Origin of the sequence: Corallococcus sp. AB032C (genome assembly GCF_003668935.1) — a bacterium.
GTDB classification, from domain to species: domain Bacteria; phylum Myxococcota; class Myxococcia; order Myxococcales; family Myxococcaceae; genus Corallococcus; species Corallococcus exiguus.
In genome coordinates this window covers 1-15,962 of record NZ_RAWP01000161.1, presented here as the reverse complement: position 1 = coordinate 15,962, position 15,962 = coordinate 1, and the positions used below count along the sequence as shown (strand labels likewise).

The 15,962-nt window shown below is 69.0% G+C and carries 17 protein-coding genes; 11 read left to right on the top strand and 6 right to left on the bottom strand.

Annotation, left to right across the window (positions count from 1 at the left end; all coding sequences use genetic code 11):
* Window positions 1-17: 17 nt before the first annotated feature.
* Both D7X99_RS39100 and D7X99_RS39095 read right to left on the bottom strand, forming a co-directional pair.
* Window positions 18-233 (bottom strand): hypothetical protein, encoded by a 216-nt coding sequence (locus D7X99_RS39100; protein WP_121782191.1) that lies wholly within the window; start codon window positions 231-233, stop codon window positions 18-20.
* A gap of 36 nt (window positions 234-269) precedes the next feature.
* Complete coding sequence (locus D7X99_RS39095; RefSeq protein ID WP_120578921.1) at window positions 270-803, bottom strand: periplasmic heavy metal sensor; 534 nt, start codon at window positions 801-803, stop codon at window positions 270-272.
* Window positions 804-1,160: 357 nt separating this feature from the next.
* Between D7X99_RS39095 and D7X99_RS39090 the strand changes: the two genes are divergently transcribed.
* The 3 genes from D7X99_RS39090 to D7X99_RS39080 all read left to right on the top strand — a co-directional run bounded on the left by D7X99_RS39090 (window position 1,161) and on the right by D7X99_RS39080 (window position 2,825).
* Window positions 1,161-1,361 carry a cold-shock protein gene (locus tag D7X99_RS39090; RefSeq protein WP_120563874.1) on the top strand — a complete coding sequence of 67 codons (201 nt, stop codon included), beginning with the start codon at window positions 1,161-1,163 and terminating at the stop codon, window positions 1,359-1,361.
* Window positions 1,362-1,557: 196 nt separating this feature from the next.
* Entirely contained in the window at window positions 1,558-1,923 is a 366-nt protein-coding gene (locus D7X99_RS39085) for a cupin domain-containing protein (protein ID WP_120578920.1), read from the top strand.
* An 86-nt stretch (window positions 1,924-2,009) separates the two neighbouring features.
* Entirely contained in the window at window positions 2,010-2,825 is an 816-nt protein-coding gene (locus D7X99_RS39080; protein ID WP_233614094.1) for a metallophosphoesterase, read from the top strand.
* Here D7X99_RS39080 and D7X99_RS39075 read toward each other — a convergent pair.
* The gene (locus D7X99_RS39075; RefSeq protein WP_233607454.1) at window positions 2,806-3,186 is read right to left on the bottom strand and encodes a DoxX family protein; all 381 of its coding nucleotides are present in this window, start codon (window positions 3,184-3,186) and stop codon (window positions 2,806-2,808) included. The genes D7X99_RS39080 and D7X99_RS39075 overlap by 20 nt on opposite strands.
* Window positions 3,187-3,358: 172 nt before the next feature.
* On the opposite strand from D7X99_RS39075, the gene D7X99_RS39070 reads away from it, so the two are divergent.
* The 4 genes from D7X99_RS39070 (at window position 3,359) to D7X99_RS39055 (ending at window position 7,940) form a co-directional block, all read left to right on the top strand.
* A complete protein-coding gene (locus tag D7X99_RS39070) occupies window positions 3,359-3,724 on the top strand; it encodes a helix-turn-helix domain-containing protein (RefSeq protein ID WP_233614092.1) in 366 nt (121 codons plus the stop codon).
* A 144-nt stretch (window positions 3,725-3,868) separates the two neighbouring features.
* Entirely contained in the window at window positions 3,869-6,676 is a 2,808-nt protein-coding gene (locus D7X99_RS39065) for a hypothetical protein (RefSeq protein ID WP_121782188.1), read from the top strand.
* Window positions 6,677-6,732: 56 nt separating this feature from the next.
* On the top strand, window positions 6,733-7,305 hold the full coding sequence (locus D7X99_RS39060) for a tRNA-uridine aminocarboxypropyltransferase (protein ID WP_121782187.1): 573 nt from the start codon (window positions 6,733-6,735) through the stop codon (window positions 7,303-7,305).
* A gap of 5 nt (window positions 7,306-7,310) precedes the next feature.
* Window positions 7,311-7,940, top strand: a complete 630-nt coding sequence (locus D7X99_RS39055; protein WP_121782186.1) for an HAD hydrolase-like protein — start codon at window positions 7,311-7,313, stop codon at window positions 7,938-7,940.
* Between the two features lie 10 nt (window positions 7,941-7,950).
* Here D7X99_RS39055 and D7X99_RS39050 read toward each other — a convergent pair whose 3' ends face one another.
* Window positions 7,951-9,399: a M20 family peptidase gene (locus D7X99_RS39050; RefSeq protein ID WP_121782185.1), complete on the bottom strand. Its 1,449-nt coding sequence runs from the start codon at window positions 9,397-9,399 to the stop codon at window positions 7,951-7,953.
* A 259-nt stretch (window positions 9,400-9,658) separates the two neighbouring features.
* Between D7X99_RS39050 and D7X99_RS39045 the strand changes: the two genes are divergently transcribed.
* The 4 genes from D7X99_RS39045 to cml all read left to right on the top strand — a co-directional run bounded on the left by D7X99_RS39045 (window position 9,659) and on the right by cml (window position 14,279).
* Window positions 9,659-10,594: a GNAT family N-acetyltransferase gene (locus D7X99_RS39045; RefSeq protein ID WP_233614090.1), complete on the top strand. Its 936-nt coding sequence runs from the start codon at window positions 9,659-9,661 to the stop codon at window positions 10,592-10,594.
* Window positions 10,595-10,755: 161 nt separating this feature from the next.
* Window positions 10,756-11,802, top strand: a complete 1,047-nt coding sequence (locus tag D7X99_RS39040) for an acyltransferase (protein WP_121782183.1) — start codon at window positions 10,756-10,758, stop codon at window positions 11,800-11,802.
* A 149-nt stretch (window positions 11,803-11,951) separates the two neighbouring features.
* Complete coding sequence (locus D7X99_RS39035; protein ID WP_233614088.1) at window positions 11,952-12,860, top strand: GNAT family N-acetyltransferase; 909 nt, start codon at window positions 11,952-11,954, stop codon at window positions 12,858-12,860.
* Window positions 12,861-13,091: 231 nt separating this feature from the next.
* Entirely contained in the window at window positions 13,092-14,279 is a 1,188-nt protein-coding gene (gene cml / locus D7X99_RS39030; RefSeq protein WP_171805417.1) for a CmlA/FloR family chloramphenicol efflux MFS transporter, read from the top strand.
* On the opposite strand, the gene D7X99_RS39025 is transcribed toward cml, so the two are convergent.
* Window positions 14,276-15,157, bottom strand: a complete 882-nt coding sequence (locus D7X99_RS39025; protein ID WP_120578908.1) for a helix-turn-helix domain-containing protein — start codon at window positions 15,155-15,157, stop codon at window positions 14,276-14,278. The genes cml and D7X99_RS39025 overlap by 4 nt on opposite strands.
* Window positions 15,158-15,260: 103 nt before the next feature.
* Window positions 15,261-15,926: a hydrolase gene (locus D7X99_RS39020; protein ID WP_121782180.1), complete on the bottom strand. Its 666-nt coding sequence runs from the start codon at window positions 15,924-15,926 to the stop codon at window positions 15,261-15,263.
* Window positions 15,927-15,962 lie beyond the last annotated feature (36 nt).

The following is a 15,962-nucleotide window of genomic DNA, read 5'->3' as shown; positions in this document are numbered from 1 at the left end:
CATGGGCGGGGCGAATCCTAACGCGCTCCCGGTGCGTCGGCGGGGCCCGGTGCGCCCTGGGGCCTGGGGGCGTGCCAGTCCCAGTAGGGCGGCATCCCGTTGCGGTAGGCGGGGCCGCCCCAGTCACCCCGGTGGCAGGCGGAGCGGTGGTGGCGGGCGAGGCTCGCGAAGCCGGAGGCATAGCCTCCGATGGCACCCGCGGCGAGGAGGACGACGAGCAGACGGTGACGCATGGGCAATCTCCAGGAAGGGGACAGGGAAGGGTGGTTTCAGACGAAGGACGCGGGGCCGTCATCGTTGTGGGGGCGGCCACCCCACCGGCCGTATCCGCCGCAGCGCCGCCCGTGCCAGCCCCGGCCCTCGCCGCGCCATCCGTAGCCCCAGCCGTGCTCGATGATGTCCGCGAGCTCGCGGCGCTGGTTGGGCTCCAGCGCCTCGTGCACCTGGGACAGGGCGTCCTGCACGGCGTTGCGCAGCGTCTCCAGCGCCACGTCGTGGCGGGTGAACAGCTCGCGCAGCATGGCGCCGTCGAAGTGCTCCCCGCGCAGCGAGCCCGCGAGCGACGTGCGGCTGGGGCCCCACTGGTCCTTCACCTTGGCGAAGGCCTCGCGCACGTTCTCCACGGCCTTCACGATGACCTTCTCCTGGCCGGGGGACGTCTCCAGCCGCTCGAAGAGCCAGCGCAGCCGGGGGCGCATGCCAAACCGGCCTCCGCGGCCGTGGTGGTGGTGTCCGTAGCGCCCCCGGCGCAGGGTGGCGAAGAGACCGGCGAGGCAGGCGGTACCGAAGATGAATCCGAACATGGTCTTGGCTCCAGGAAGCAGGCGAGCGCCGGATCGGCGGGCCCGTGTCGTTTCTGACGGAGCTCAAGGTAGAGGGCGGGTGTGAAGCCCACGCCCGGCGGCGGTGAAGAAATGTGAAGGGCCTTCGGAGGGGTGTCCGGAATGCCCGGTGGGGCATGGGATGTTCCAACGCCGGGCCTCGACTGCAGCCGCTGTGTCGGATGCAGGACGACTGCCGGCAGGATTCCACCCTCAGGAGTGGTGTTCGCGCCGGAAGTCGGTAGAGTACCCGGCGTGCCGGGGCGGTGTTCGTTCCGGCACCGGTGGAAGGCGCGAGCCTCCCACCTGTTCAGAGCAGAGAAAGAGAAGAGACTCACAATGGCATCTGGTACCGTGAAGTGGTTCAACGACGCGAAGGGCTTCGGTTTCATCGCGCAGGACAATGGCGAAGACGTTTTCTGCCACCACACTGCGATCAACATGGATGGCTTCCGCACCCTGGCCGAGGGCCAGAAGGTGGAGTTCGAAGTCACCAAGGGCCCCAAGGGCCTGCAGGCGCAGAACGTTCGCGCCGGCTAAACGAGCCGAACCTTTGATTCACCCCTTGAGGTGAGTCCTCGAAGCCCAGTCTCCCCAAGGAGGCTGGGCTTTCGTCTTTCCGGACGCAGGGCAGGCGGGCGGCCACCGCGACGCGGTCCGCCACGGTCCGGGGTCTTCCCTACCTTCTCCCAGGAGGAGCGCGGCGCCGCACGCCGCCCCCCAAGGAGAGGCGAACATGGGCGACACCAGCGTGAAGAAGGTCGAGAGCCGCCATTCCCCCAAGGGGGAGATGGGCCAGAAGTACCTCGCATCCGGCGTCCGTGTGGCCATGCGGCTGTGGGAGGACGAGCCGCCCGCCGAGGCCAAGCCCGCCAGCACGCGCGACTACGAGACCGTGGGCTTCGTGCTCAAGGGCCGCGCGGAGTTGCACCTGGAGGGGCAGGTCATCCTGCTGAACCCCGGTGACTCCTGGCTCGTGCCGCGCGGGGCCAGCCACACGTACAAGGTCCTGGAGACCTTCTCCGCAGTGGAGGCCACGAGCCCCGTCTCCTCCGTCCACGGCCGTGACGAGCACGAGGCCCCGAAGGGCGCCAAGGCGTGACGTGAGCTGATGCGAAGGCGCGGGGCTTTCCTTAAGGGAGGCCCCGCTCCTGTCAGCCCCACGGGCAGGCTCCGTCCGGGGGGCGCATGAGAATCCTGTCCGTCGAAGAGAAGCCCCTTCATGAGTGGTGGTACCTGAACGCGTCGCCGCGTGGAGGCATCCGCGCGGAACGACTCCCCTTGCTGGGCGGTCAGGTGGACGCGCTTCCCACGGACCTGGACGCGGTCATCGCGCTCTCGGACCTCCAGGGGATGGCGCCCCATGCCGTGAAGGGTGGGGCGGCGGCGCTCCTGGGAGAGGTCGTGGCCGACGAGCTGGCGATGATGTGCAAGGCGGGCGGCCTCCCTCCCGCGAACCGCACCGGCATCATCCTGGCGGGAGACCTCTTCTCCAACGACACCGCGGACGAACGGGGCGCCTCCGGCGACGTGCGGAGCGTCTGGACTGCCTTCGCCAGGTACTTCCGTTGGGTCGTTGGCGTGGCGGGAAATCACGACACGTTCGGCGGTACCGGGGAGCGCGAGCGCTTCTTCCGCCAACCCAGGCAGAAACTGCTGGATGGCGAAGTCGTCGCGCCGGACGGACTCTCGGTGGGCGGGGTGAGCTACATCATCGGGCGCGCGGACAAGCTCAACCGGCGCGAGCAATCCGCCCAGCTGGAACGGATTGAAGAGGTGCTGCTCCAGGAGCCGCAGGTGCTCGTCCTCCACGAGGGCCCGGACGCCCCGGGAACGGGGCTGCGAGGCAACGCCATCATCCGGGAGGCGGTGGAGCCCTGGAGCAGGCTCCTCGTCATCTGCGGCCACTGTCATTGGGACGTGCCGCTCGTCACGCTCGCGAGCGGGACCCAGGTCCTCAACGTGGATGCGCGCGCGGTGATTCTCAGGCGTGCCGGGGCTTGATGGGAGCGCGCGTCCTGCGCCCCCAGAAGACGAAGAGCGACAGCGCGACCAGGAAGAAGTTGAAGGGCGTGTTCGCCGCCTCGCCGCGAGAGAAGTGGAAGACGATGGCGCTGACCTGGAGCAACGCGCAGCCCAGGGCCGCGAGGACCGTCAGGCCCGGTTTCACCCGCGTGAGCGAGGGCAGGACGACGCCCATCCCGCCCGCCAGGTCGACCGCGACGATGAAGTACAGGAACGCAGGCGACACCTGGCCCGCCCACGGAATCATCGCGGCGAGCTCCGGCAGGGGCGTGAGCGCCTTCCAGATGCCCGAGCCGACGAAGGTGATGCCCAGCAGCGCCTGGACGACCCACAGGCCCATGTGAAGGGCTTTGGACGGCTTCGCTGAAACGCCAACGGGAGGGGAGAGCGTATCCATACGTGGCTCCGGGGTTACTTCTGTGTGCCTGGTTACGGATGATGACCACGTCTCTCTGGCATACCGTGCACAGGCCGGACAAGGAGGCACATTGAAGTCACCAGGGTACGGAAAGATGACCGGGCGCTATGACGACGACTGCGTCGCGACGCGCGAAATCCTCAGCCTCGTCGGGGACAAGTGGAGCGTGATGGTCGTCGTCAGCCTGGGCGAGGGCCCCGTGCGCTTCAGCGAGCTCAAGCGCGCCATCGAAGGCATCTCCCAGCGCATGCTGACCCTCACGCTGCGCAACCTGGAGCGGGACGGACTGCTGACGCGCACCGTGCACCCGACGACGCCGCCGAGCGTGGACTACGCGCTCACGAAGCTGGGGCGCACGCTGCTCGAACCGGTGTCCGTGCTCGCGATGTGGGCGCAGCAACACCGGCCGGAGATTGAACGCTCCCGAGAGGCCTTCGCACGCACCGCCAGGGCGAAATGAGCGGTGTCGCGTTCCGTGCTGACGCAGCCGCTTGCTGAGGTGACGCGGCGCCAGGGCTGACTCCAGGCTCTCCAGGGGCGAGCGCAGCGTGGCATCCGAATTGCGTAGGGGCTGGGCGTTCCCCCTCGCATCGGAAAAGCGCTCATGACCTCCAAGACGCCTTTCACCCAGGGCATCCTCATCTGCCCGACGACGCACATTGACTGGGATTGGGTCTACACGTTCGACCAGTACTACGCCTCCAACAACCAGGCCACCGGCTCCAGCTCCGGACGCGACACGGTCCAGAACATCTTCAACGCCGCGGTGTCGCTCTTCTCCCGGCGGATCGGCTTCACCTTCTCCGTGACGGAGGTGGGCTTCCTGCAACGCTATGCGCGGGACAACCCGGCAGGCATCACGGCCTTCGCGGCGGCGGGTGACGACTTCTGCCTGATGGGCGGTGGCATCACGTCGCCGGACAACCTCGTCTGCGCGGGCGAACTCTTCATCCGCAACTACCTGGTGGGACGCACCTGGGCGAAGCAGGCCGGGCTCGAGGCCAACCTGTACGACTCGGCGTGGCTCCCGGATGACTTCGGGCATGACCCCCAGCTGCCGGTGGTGCTGAACGCCATGGGCCTCACCACGGCCGGGCTCTCCCGCGTGCCCGGCTCGCCCCAGGGGTCGCCGGGGGCCGCGCCCATCGACCCCGTGGGTCCCTCCATCGCGTCGCAGTTGAACACCCAAGGCCTGGTCTTCCACTGGCAGGCAGGGGACGGCTCCCGCATCACCACGCTCTTCATGCCCAACACCTACGGCACGGTGGGCTACCTGGACGCGGACGACATCTCCAGCAATGCCCAGACGGTGAACCAGTTCGTCAACCAGTACGGCTCGGGCTGGCCCAACGGCCTCCGCTTCATTCCCGTGGGCATCGACTTCGCCACGCCCTCCGTCACCTCCCCGTCAGGCGAGGTGTTGAGCTGGTTGAACGTGACCCACGCCTACAACACCAGCAATGGCAACAGCAATGGCGTCAAGGGAACAACGGGGACGTTCAAGACATACATGGACGCCGTCCTGCAAAGCGGCGCCTCGCTCCCCGTGAACGCACCGCTCAACGCGCAGAACTACTGGACGGGTTACTTCGCCAGCCGCCCCGCGCTGAAGCGGAACCAGTACGCGGCGGTGCGCGCGCTGATGTCCGCGGAGGTCATCGGCGCGCTGCTTCGCACCAGCAGCAGCTACGCCACCTCTTCGCTGGACGCGTTCGACTCCACCGTCTGGAATGGCTGGGAGGTCCTGGCCCCCAGCTCCCATCACGACTTCGTGACGGGCACGTCTCCGGACAACGTGTATTACGGCGAGCAGCTGCCGCTGAGCCGGCAGGGCGTCTCGGTGGCGAGGGCCGCCCTGGACCAGGGGATGGAGCTGCTCGCGCAGGGCATCTCCGCGAAGCCTCAGTCCCAGGAGCTCCCTGTCGTCGTGTGCAACACGCTCGGGTTCGAGCGGGTCCACGGACTGCTGGCGGAGCTGACCCCTCCACTGGCGGACCTGCGCTTCCACGCCGTGAAGAGCGTGCGGACCCGTGACGGCTTGCTGCCCATCCAGCGGGCCGCGAACGGGAACCTCCTCTTCATGGCGGCGCCCCCCAGCGCGGGATACGAGACGGTCTACCTCTCCACCCTGTCCCCGCCGGGGCCCATCGTGATCGCGCAGCCGTCCGTGGGGGACACGGCGACCCTCGAGAACGACTTGATCAGCGTGACCCTCTCCAAGGAGCACGGGTGGGGCATCAGCCAGTTCTCGTATGGAGTGGACGGCGGGACTCGCAGCCTCTTCGCCTCCAAACGCGTGGGCAATCAGCTGCGGTTCTACACCGACACTGGCAACATCTATCAGTTCGGCAATGAGCCGTATGCCTCCACCAATCCGCCTGCCTATGGCAAGTTCAGCAGGGACGGGTCCGCGAAGTTCGTGGGAGGAGACGCGCGGTGGCTGGAGCAGGGACCGTACCGTTATCGCTTGCAGGCGGAGGTGACGGAGCAGAACAGCGGCCACAGGTTCACGCTGGAGTACTCGCTGGTGGTGGGCGAGCGCTTCCTCCGGATGAAGCTCACGGGTGCCTCGCCTTCTGGCATGTCGGTCGCGGTGGCGTTCCCCATGGTGAACCCGAGCGGGACGGCGCCCACGACGCTCAGCTACGGCACGCCGCACTACCAGCAGGACGTCCTGCCCGTGCCCAACTGGCCCGGTCCGACCTTCGTGGCCACCCATGACTACGTGATTCCCTGCATCCAGCAGGGCAGCCAGCCGGTGGGAGGCATCTACCATCAGGGCATCCCGGCCTGGACGCTGGACGAAGAGGGCGCCCTGCTCGGCGTCGTGCTCCGCAACACCCCCGCGGGCGGCCGGGGCGCGTCTGGCAGCGACTTCGGCTGGCATGAGCAGGAGTACGTCGTGGCGCCCCCGCTGTCTGTCAATGGCACGCCCCGGCTCGGCACGCCCCTGAAGGACGCCCTGTCGGTCACCACCCCGCTGGAGGCCCGCTTCATCTCCGGTGGACAGGAAGGGCAGGGGGGCGCGCTGGCGGAGACAGGCTCGCTGGGACAGGTGACGGCGACGAACGCCGGGACGCCGGTGGAGTCGGAGGACGTGATGATTCGCGTGGCGCGGGTTCAGGCGCCGGGAGCGGCGGGGGGCTCCTCCAGCTGTGGCACGACGAGCGGCGCGATTCCGAGCAGCCTGGTGGTGCGCACCGAGAAGCGGGGCAGCCAGGCCACCCAGCTCACGGTGCGGCTCCCCTTCCTGGCGAAGGCAGGCAACGCCGAGACGCAGGTCGTCACCGCGCTCGAAGCGCCGCTGACGGAGCTGGCGGCCGTGCCCTCGGGGACGGACACCGTGACGGTGGACTCACCCCGTGCGCTGGCCGCGACGCGAATCGCATGGTGCCGCACGCAGGGGGGCTGAAGCGCTCTCAACGAGTGCTTCTCTTCGCGAGGGGACGGGCACAGGATGACGGGAGGATGCCTCCCCGTGCTGCCCGTCCACCTCGCTGTTCGCGTTGCAACCTGGCGAAACACCTGTGCCTGTGCGCGGAGGTTCCCCAGGTGGAGACCCGGACCCGCTTCGTCTTCCTCCAGCACGTGATGGAGGTGTCGAAGCGGAGCAACACCGGGGGCGTGGCCGCGCTCGCCCTCGCGAACGCGAAGCTGCTCATCCACGGCTCGATGGCGGGGACCCTCGACATCGAGGTCCTCTCCGAACCGGGGACCTGGTTGCTCTTCCCAGACGGTCCCACCGCGCCGCCGGACGCGCCTCCTCCCAGGCAGGTGGTGGTGCTGGACGCGAACTGGTCGCAGGCGCGGAGGATGACCCAGCGGCTCCCCGAGCTGCGGGCACTGCCCCGGCTGGTGCTGCCTCCGCCGGAGCCCGGTCTGCTCCGGCTTCGCGAACCCTCGCACCCCGCGGGGATGTCCACCCTGGACGCCGTGGCCCGCGCGGTGGCCCTGCTGGAAGGCCCGGAGGTGGCGGCGCCGTTGGTGCGGCTGGCCGCGCTCCGGGTGCAGCGCATCGCCGACTGTGGAACCCTGAACTGAGCCCCATGGGATACCGGCTGATCATCTTCGACTTCGACGGGACGCTCGCGGACAGCGCGGATTGGCTGCGCGGCATCTTCAACGACGTGGCCCGGCGCTATGGCTTCCGCACCGTCAGCGCGGAGGAGCTGGAGGCGCTGCGCGGGCAGGACACCCGGGCCATCATCGCGCAGCTCGGCGTGCCCCTGTGGAAGATGCCCTTCATCGCCGCCCACATGCGCAAGCTCGTCGCGCGTGACGCGCACCGCATCCCGACCTTCCCGGGCGTGGAGGCGATGCTGGAGCAACTGGAGGCACGGGGCATCACCCTGGCCGTGGTGAGCTCCAACGCGGAGGAGAACGTGCGGCGCGTGCTGGGGCCGGTGGCGTCCGCGCGCATTCGCCACTACGCCTGCGGCGCGGGCCTCTTCGGCAAGCGGACGAAATTCCGGAAGGTGCTGAAGGCCGCGGGCGTGCGTCCCGGCGAGGCCCTCTCCGTGGGCGACGAGGTGCGCGACATCGAGGCCGCCGCGGCCGAGGGCATCGCCACAGCCGCGGTGACGTGGGGCTACGCGACGGAGGCGCTGCTGCGCTCACGTGCGCCCACCGTCGTCTTCACCCGCCTCGACGAACTGCTGCCATTCGTCGCGGCGTAGGCGTGCCCTGTCAGCGCGTGCTGTTGCGCAGGTACTGCGCATAGAACCGGATGGCGGCGGCGTGCTCCTCCACGGAGAGCCGTTCGTCGCGGCCGTGCATCCGGGTGAGGTCCTCACGGTTCATCCGCACCGGCACGAAGCGGTACACGCTGTCGCTCAGGGGATGGAAGTAGCGCGCGTCCGTGGCCGCCACGGTGAGGAAGGGCGCCACCAGCACGTCCGGGAACACCTGCCGGATGCTGCGCTGCAACTGGCCCCAGCCCTCCGTGTCCAGGCGCGACACCGGCGAGGCCTCGTCGCCCTCGGCGGTCAGCTCCACTCGTTCGTCATCCACCACCTTGCGCATGTGGGTGCGCACGTCCTCCAGGCTGTCGCCCGGCAGCAGGCGGACGTTGAGCACCGCGCGCGCCTTTGAGGGCAGCACGTTGGGCTTGGGGCTGCCTTCGAGCATGGTGGCCGCGAAGGTGGTGCGGATGCTGGCGTTCGTGGAGGGCGCCGCGGACATCTGCCGCTCGATGACGGGCGCGAAGAGCCAGGTGTTGGCGAAGAGCAGGCGCATGCCGAAGTTCATCTCCGGCCCCACGTACTCGAAGAGCGCCCGCGTCCCGCCGCGCAGCTCGGGCTTGAACGGGTTCTCCTCCAGCCGCACGAGCGCCCGGGCCAGGGTGTTCGCGGCGGTCTGCGGGGGCGGCATGGACGCGTGTCCGCCCGCGCTCCGCACCACCAGCTCCACGCGCGCCGAGCCCTTCTCCGCCACTCCTACCAGCGCCACCGGCGCGGCCACGCCGGGCACCAGCCCCACGCCGATGGGGCCGCCCTCGTCCAGCACCGACTCCAGGCCCACGCCCCGCTCACGCAGCAGCGCGGCCACGCGCGCGGCACCGTCATGCCCGCCCACCTCCTCGTCCGCGCCGAACGCGAGCATCACCGTGCGGCGGGGGCGGTAGCCCTCGGCGAGCAGGCCCTCCACGGCTTCCAGGATGGCGAGCACGCTGCCCTTGTCGTCCAGCGTCCCGCGTCCATACACATAGCCGTTCGCCACGACGCCACCGAAGGGTGGGTGGCTCCAGGTGGCCTCCGCCTCCGCGGGCACCACGTCCAGGTGGCCCATCAGCAACACGGGCCGCAGGTCGGGCTCTGAACCCTTCCAGGTGTAGAGGTGCGCATGCGTGCCCACGGCCTCATGCGCGAGCTCCGCGTGCACGCGCGGAAACCGCGCCACGAACCCGTCATGCAGCGCCTGAAAGGCGGCGTGCTCCGCGCTCATTCCGTCGGAGGAGGCGATGGTGCGGTGGCGCAGTGCCTCCGCGAGGCGGCTCGCGGCTGCGGCGGCATCCACCGTGAAGGGCTCGGCGGGCTCGGCGGTCACCTGCCGTGAACCGAAGCCCAGCGTGCGGACGACGAGGACGCCCCCGAGAAGCAGGACGAGGACCAGCAGGACGAGGAGGACGCGCTTCATCGGTGGATGGTTCCCGGAGTCGAATCAGCCGAGCGTAGCAGCAGGCGCGGCGCGTCACTCCCGTCGGCGAACCCGAACACCGTGACGGCAGGGCGAGGCCCAGCCGCATCACCGCCCGGATTCCAACATCGGGGCTGCCCCGGCGGGCGGCTCCAGCGCAGGGGCTAGAAGGCTACCCTGCAACGCGAAAGCCAGTAACAAAACGAAATACAGTCGTGATGACACAGGTGGCGGGGGCACAGCCATGCGGATGATGCGAATGAGGGCCGTGCTCGTCCCTGATGAGGGGGCGTTGGCGCTGTCGGAGAACTACTTCCGCTCCGCGCATCATCTGCGAGCCGAACGGGTGACGCATACGCTGGTCATCGAGGACGGCGAGGGGAACGCGCAGCGGGTGCCGCTCATCGTGCGGCCCATCGAGGGAACGCCCTACCGCGACGCCATTTCCCCATATGGGTTTCCCGGCGGCGTGCTGGACGGCCTCCAGGAGGTGTCGAAGGAGGCGGTGGATTGGACGGGAACGGAGCTCGTCAGCCTCTTCGTTCGCGACCGCATCGCGGGGCCCTGGTGCTTCGCGGGTGGGACGGAGCGCAACGAGGTGTTCTTCATCGACCCGCGCCTGCCGGTGGAGTTCCGGGAGATGCATTACCGGCACATCCGGCGCAACCTCCGGCTGGGCTTCGTGAGCGCCGCGCGTGAGGCGCGCGTGGCGTCGCGCGAGGATCGGGAGGGATTCCAGGAGGCCTACCGGCAGACCATGGTCCGCGAAGGGGCGAGCTCCCGGTACTTCTTCTCCGATGCCTATTTCGAGGAGTTGTTTGCGTCCCCGTGCGCCTGGCTGGTGACGACGCATTCACCGAAGGGGGACGTGGCCTCCGCCGCGCTGTGTGTCAGCAGCGACGGCATGCTGCACTACTACCTGGGTGGAACGGCGGATGCGCACCTGTCGCGCTCGCCAGCGAAGAATGTCTTTGGAACGCTGGCGGACCTCTGCTCGCAACTCGGCGTTCCGCTCCATCTGGGCGGAGGCATCCGGCCGGGGGACAGCCTGGAGCAGTTCAAGCGGAGCCTGTCCAACGCGAGCTCCCGCCTCCACACCCATGAGCTGATTTGCGAGCCGGAGGTGTATGCCCGCCTGTCGGAAGGCCGCGACGACACGGGCTTCTTCCCCGCGTATCGCGCGCCCCGGAGTTGAGTGGCATGTCGCATGTCCGCCCTCCGTCGCGAGGGCCGGCGCATGCGGACGACGTGACATATGCCCGCGACCCAAGGGTGCATGGTGATAACACCGGGAGACACCTACCGTTGGACTCGCTCCGACCGCTGACCGGAGAGCTCCAGGAAGGGTGAACCCGGATGACACGCATTCCTGCCGCTCCGGAGGCGAACCCACCCCGTCTGGTGGAGCTGGACGCGCTCCGGGGGTTCGCGGCGCTGGCGGTCGCGCTGTATCACTTCACGGCGGAATACAGCGACCTCTACGGACACACGGTTCCCCTCTGGGAGATGCGCTTCGGGAAGTATGGCGTCCAGCTGTTCTTCGCCATCAGCGGCTTCGTCATCCTGATGTCGCTGGAGCGCGTGGAGCGGGCCCGGGACTTCGTGTGGAGCCGCGCGGCCCGGCTCTACCCGTCCTATTGGACGGCCGTCGCGCTCACCTTCACGGTGGTGACGCTGTTCGGGCTGCCGGAGCGCGAGTTCAGCCTCCAGACGGCCCTGGTCAACCTGACCATGTTTCACGAGCTCCTCCGCGTCCCGCACGTCGACACCGTGTATTGGACGCTGACCATCGAGCTGTCGTTCTACCTGCTGATGTTCGTGCTCGCGTACACGCGGACGCTGCCCAGGATCATCCCCATCTTCATCGTGCTCGTCGTGTTGCAGACCCTGGCGGAGCTGGCGGCCCAGGCCCTGGGCATGACCTTCCTGGCGAGGCTCGCGAGCCGGCCGCACCTGCAGTACTTCTCGCTGGGCGTGCTGGCCTTCAAGCAGAGCCGCGGCGAGGTCTCCCTTCCGTCCGCGCTCGTGCTCGTCGCCGTCAGCTTCGCTCACGAGGTGTTCGTGGGGAGTGAGGCCCCCGCCCCCGTGTTCCCGGTGGTGCTGGGCCTCGCCTACGCGTTGTCCAAGGGCTGGCTGCGCTGGCTCTCCTGGCGCCCGCTGCTCTTCATGGGGTTCATCTCCTATCCGTTCTACCTGGTCCACCAGAACATCGGTTACGTCATCATCCGGCGGCTGGAGGCCGCGGCCTGGCGCCCCGAGGCGGCCATCGCGGTTGCGCTGACGGCCGGGTTCCTGCTGGCCATTGGCATCACCTACGGAGTCGAACAGCCCTCGTTGCGTGCCTTCCGGCAGTGGCGGCGGAAGGCAGGAGTCCGGGCGGCGGTCCCGTCACACCTCGCCTGAGGGCCTCCGCGCCCCGCGCTGGAGCAGGGGGTCGGCGGGCCCTGCCTCGCTCACGGAAAGGATGCGCTCGAATGAATCACACCGAAGCCTTGCGACTGACGTCTCCGAGCTCGAAAACCTGCCGCGCCGTCCTGATTCCTGACGCGGGAATGTCCGCCCTGTCGGAGGACTACTTCCGCTCCGCACACCACCTGCGAGCCGAACAGGTGACGCATACGCTGGTCATCGAGGACGGCGATGGGCGCGCGCTGCGGGCGCCGCTCCTCGTGCGGCCCATCGAGGGAACGCCCTACCAGGATGCCATCTCCCCGTATGGTTTTCCCGGGGGGCGGCTGGATGGATTGAGCGACGTCTCGAAGGACGCCGTGGATTGGACCGGAGTCGGGCTCGTGAGCCTCTTCGTGCGCGACCGCGTCTCGGGACCCCGGTGCTTCGCGGGCGGGACGGAGCGCAACGAGGTGTTCTTCATCGACTCCCGGCGCCCCCTCGAGTTCCAGGCGGAGGCCCGCCGGCAGATGCGGCGCAACACCCGGCTGGGCTACGTGAGCACCTGCGGTCCGGCGCGCGCGGCCTCGCACGAGGAGCGCGCGGGCTTCAAGGAGGTCTACCGGCAGACCATGGTCCGCGACGAAGCGCACGCCCGGTACTTCTTCTCCGACGCGTACTTCGAGGACCTGTTCTCCTCGCCGGTGGCCTGGCTCGTGACGACGCGTGCACCGGACGGACGTATCGCCTCCTCGGGGGTGGCGGTCGCCAGCGACGGCGTGCTGCACTACTACCTGGGCGGGACGGCGGATGCGCACCTGTCGCGCTCTCCGACCAAGAACACCGTCTTCGAGTCCATGGTGGAGCTCAGCGTCCGCCTGGGGCTGCCGTTGCACCTGGGCGGCGGCGTGCGGCCGGGGGACGGCCTCGAGCAGTTCAAGCGGAGCTTCGCGAACGCAAGCTCCCGCCTCCACACCCACGAGGTCATCTGCGATCCCTCGGTGTACGCGCGCCTTTCAGCGGGCCGCGGCGACACGGGCTTCTTCCCGGCGTATCGCGCGCCGCGGGGATGAACAGGGGCGGTCCCTCCGGTCTTCGCACGCCCTGTCAGGACGGGCCCGGTGTTTTCGTCCCGCCCGGACCCGATGCACCCAGGAGCCCGCCGGATGGCAGACGCCAGTTCCGCAGATGAGTGAGCCGCGGCGACACGTCCACCGTTGCCGCGGCCCTCTGCCACAGCTCATCCCGGTCCCCGTGGAGAGGCAGATCGCCGCCAGATGTTCTTCATTTGCGCGGATGCCTTCATGTCTGACCCCAAAGCCCTGTCGTGGAATCTCTCCGTGCCAGCAGCGCTGTTGCTGATGGCCCCCTTCGACCTCCTGGCCTCGCTGGCCATGGACATCTACCTCCCCGTGGTTCCGGCCATGACCGGAGTCCTCGGCACCTCCGCCTCCATCATCCAACTCACGCTGAGCCTCTACATGGCCATGCTCGGGGCCGGACAGCTGGTGTTCGGCCCGCTCTCGGATCTCATCGGAAGGCGCCGGGTGTTGCTGGGGGGCGCGTGGGTCTTCGCGCTCTCCTCCTTCCTGCTCGCGAGCACCACCGATGCCGCGATGTTCGTCGGGTTCCGGCTCCTGCAAGCCATGGGAGCCTCCGCCGCGCTCGTCGCGACCTTCGCCACCGTCCGGGACGTCTATGCGGAGCGGCCCGAAGGCGCGGTCATCTACAGCCTGTTCAGCGCCATGCTGGCCTTCGTTCCGGCAGTGGGCCCCATCGCCGGGGCCCTGCTCTCGAGTCGCTTCGGATGGCGGGCAATCTTCGTCACGCTCGGAGTCCTGGCGACGGCGGCGTTGATCCAGGCACTGCCTCGCTGGCCTGAAACACGACCCTCCGGCGTGGCTATTCAGAAGGTGTCCGTCCCACGCATCCTGCGCAGCGCCGCGTTCTGGACGTACACGCTGGGCTTCAGCGCGGCGATGGGCTCCTTCTTCGTGTTCTTCTCCACGGCGCCCCGCGTGCTCATGGGACGGGCGGGTTTCTCGGAGCTGGGCTTCAGCCTGGCCTTCGCCACCGCAGCGCTCGCCATGATGGTGACGACACGCTTCGCGAAGCACTTCGTGGCCCGCTGGGGTCTGGCGGGCAGCCTTGCTCGCGGCATGCTCCTGTTGCTGCTGGGCGCGGCGTTGCTCACCGCCGGGCAGCTCCTCATGGCGCCGTCCTTCTGGACGTTCGTCGCGCCCATGTGGGTCATCTCCGCGGGCATCGTGTTCGCCGCGTCCGTCACCGCCAATGGCGCGCTCCAGGCCTTTGGCGCCGTGGCGGGAACGGCGGTCGCGCTCCACTTCTGCATCCAGAGCCTCGTCGTCGGCGTCGTGGGGACCCTGATGGTCGTCCTGCTCGACGGTGACACCGCGTGGCCCCTGGTGGGTTACGCCTCGCTCATGGCGGGGGTGACGTTGGGCTGCCTGGCATCCTTCAGGCGCGCCTAGTCCTTCCGGTCCCGGCGCCACCTCGCGGGGGTGGTGCCGTGGGCCCGCCGGAAGGCCTTGCCGAAGTGCACCGCGTCGGCGAAGCCGGTCGCTTCCGCGACCTGCTCCAGCGACGCGGGCGTGCTCAGCATCATCGCCTGTGCGCGCTCGAGGCGGGCGCGCAGTTGCCATTGATAGGGCGCCACGCCCGTGGAGGCCTTGAAGGCGCGGCTGAAGTGCGCCTGGGACAGGTCCACCAGCGCCGCCAGCTCCGACAGCTCGACCCGTCCAGGCAGGCGCGACTCCATGAAGTCGAGCACCCGCCGGAGCTGCCACGGTGCCAGGCCCTTGCGCGTTGAAGGGCGTTCTCCACGACGCGACCCCAGCCTGGCGAAGAGGGCGGCGGTCAATCCATCGCCGTAGAGCTGGGTGGCGGGGTCGTCGTCATCCACCACGTCGGCCAGCAGCCGCATCAGCGTCCAGAGCCGGTCATCCACGAAGCGCAGCCTCGGCGCACCCAGCTCGGTGGGGCTCAGCGGTTGGCCCAGGCGCTCGCCCAGGTCCTTCAAGTCGAACGTGAGCACGGCGTCGCGCACCAGGCGCGAATTGGCGCTGTAGCCCCACAGTGGCATGCCGGCGGGGATGAGGTTCAGCTGCCGGGGGACGTAACCGATGGCGCAGGGCCGGCCTTCGCGCAGGCGCGGCTCACAGGGCACCCCAACCTCCTCCAGCAACGCGCTCAGGCGTGTATGGCTTTCCAGGCACAGGGGATGCTCGGCCGGCCCCGAACAGCGGGTGGCATTCACATCCACGCAGATGCCATTCCATTTTCGCCGGCTGACGGAGATGTCCACCACGTTCTCCGGCAGCGGGCTCAGCCGTTCAGCGCGCGTCTCCACGACATCGTCCTCCCATTCCCCAGGCGGCGGGGAGCCACTTCCCGGGAGGACGATGTCAGCAGTCCGGAGGTGAGTCACCCCCTGGACCGGGCCCGCCGTGCCTTCAGACGCCCCGGCCGGGCCGGCCCGCCAGCAGCTGCAGCTCCCAGGCGAAGGCCACGGCGCTGCCGCCGCCGTGCTCGGACAACACGCCGGCGAGCTCGGTGGCGCTGTCCTCGCGGGCCCAGTCGCGCTGCCATTCGGCGGCCACCGCCATCCAGGTGATGGGCGTCACGCCCGCCATCTGCATGCGGCGCACCGCCATGTCATGCGCTTCGCGGCTGACGCCACCGGAGGCGTCCGTGACGGCGTAGACGTCATAGCCCTCGCCCGCGGCCTGGATGGCGGGCATGGCCAGGCAGATTTCCGTCCACAGCGCGGCGATGATCAGCTTCTTTCGGTCCGTCTTCTTCACCGCGTCCACCACGCGGCGGTCCTCCCAGGTGTTGATGAAGGTCCGGTCGATGGGCTTCTGCTCGGGGAACACGTCCTGCAGGCCCTTGATCAGGTAGCCGCCGCGCTCCTCGATGACGGTGGTGAGGATGGTGGGCACCTTGTAGACCCGCGCCGCCTTCGCCAGACCGACGACGTTGTTGACCACCATCGTCGGCTCATGGCTGTGCAGGTTGGCGAACTGGTAGGGCTGATGGTCGATCAACACCAGCACGGAGTTCTGGGGCGTCAGCAGGGCTTCGAGCCCCCGGTGGGAGGGCGTCGGGGAAATGCTCATGGTCTGGAGACTCCTGGGTGGGGGACAGAGGGGAGG

Excerpts from the sequence above, each read along its gene's own strand:
- D7X99_RS39045 (WP_233614090.1), top strand. The coding sequence starts at position 9,659 with ATGAGGGCCGTGCTCGTCCCTGATGAGGGGGCGTTGGCGCTGTCGGAG.
- D7X99_RS39075 (WP_233607454.1), bottom strand. The coding sequence starts at position 3,186 with ATGGGCCTGTGGGTCGTCCAGGCGCTGCTGGGCATCACCTTCGTCGGC.
- cml (WP_171805417.1), top strand. The coding sequence starts at position 13,092 with ATGTCTGACCCCAAAGCCCTGTCGTGGAATCTCTCCGTGCCAGCAGCG.
- D7X99_RS39060 (WP_121782187.1), top strand. The coding sequence starts at position 6,733 with ATGCCTCCCCGTGCTGCCCGTCCACCTCGCTGTTCGCGTTGCAACCTG.
- D7X99_RS39085 (WP_120578920.1), top strand. The coding sequence starts at position 1,558 with ATGGGCGACACCAGCGTGAAGAAGGTCGAGAGCCGCCATTCCCCCAAG.
- D7X99_RS39080 (WP_233614094.1), top strand. The coding sequence starts at position 2,010 with ATGAGAATCCTGTCCGTCGAAGAGAAGCCCCTTCATGAGTGGTGGTAC.
- D7X99_RS39040 (WP_121782183.1), top strand. The coding sequence starts at position 10,756 with ATGACACGCATTCCTGCCGCTCCGGAGGCGAACCCACCCCGTCTGGTG.
- D7X99_RS39035 (WP_233614088.1), top strand. The coding sequence starts at position 11,952 with ATGTCCGCCCTGTCGGAGGACTACTTCCGCTCCGCACACCACCTGCGA.
- D7X99_RS39095 (WP_120578921.1), bottom strand. The coding sequence starts at position 803 with ATGTTCGGATTCATCTTCGGTACCGCCTGCCTCGCCGGTCTCTTCGCC.
- D7X99_RS39090 (WP_120563874.1), top strand. The coding sequence starts at position 1,161 with ATGGCATCTGGTACCGTGAAGTGGTTCAACGACGCGAAGGGCTTCGGT.
- D7X99_RS39050 (WP_121782185.1), bottom strand. The coding sequence starts at position 9,399 with ATGAAGCGCGTCCTCCTCGTCCTGCTGGTCCTCGTCCTGCTTCTCGGG.
- D7X99_RS39020 (WP_121782180.1), bottom strand. The coding sequence starts at position 15,926 with ATGAGCATTTCCCCGACGCCCTCCCACCGGGGGCTCGAAGCCCTGCTG.
- D7X99_RS39100 (WP_121782191.1), bottom strand. The coding sequence starts at position 233 with ATGCGTCACCGTCTGCTCGTCGTCCTCCTCGCCGCGGGTGCCATCGGA.
- D7X99_RS39065 (WP_121782188.1), top strand. The coding sequence starts at position 3,869 with ATGACCTCCAAGACGCCTTTCACCCAGGGCATCCTCATCTGCCCGACG.
- D7X99_RS39055 (WP_121782186.1), top strand. The coding sequence starts at position 7,311 with ATGGGATACCGGCTGATCATCTTCGACTTCGACGGGACGCTCGCGGAC.
- D7X99_RS39070 (WP_233614092.1), top strand. The coding sequence starts at position 3,359 with ATGACCGGGCGCTATGACGACGACTGCGTCGCGACGCGCGAAATCCTC.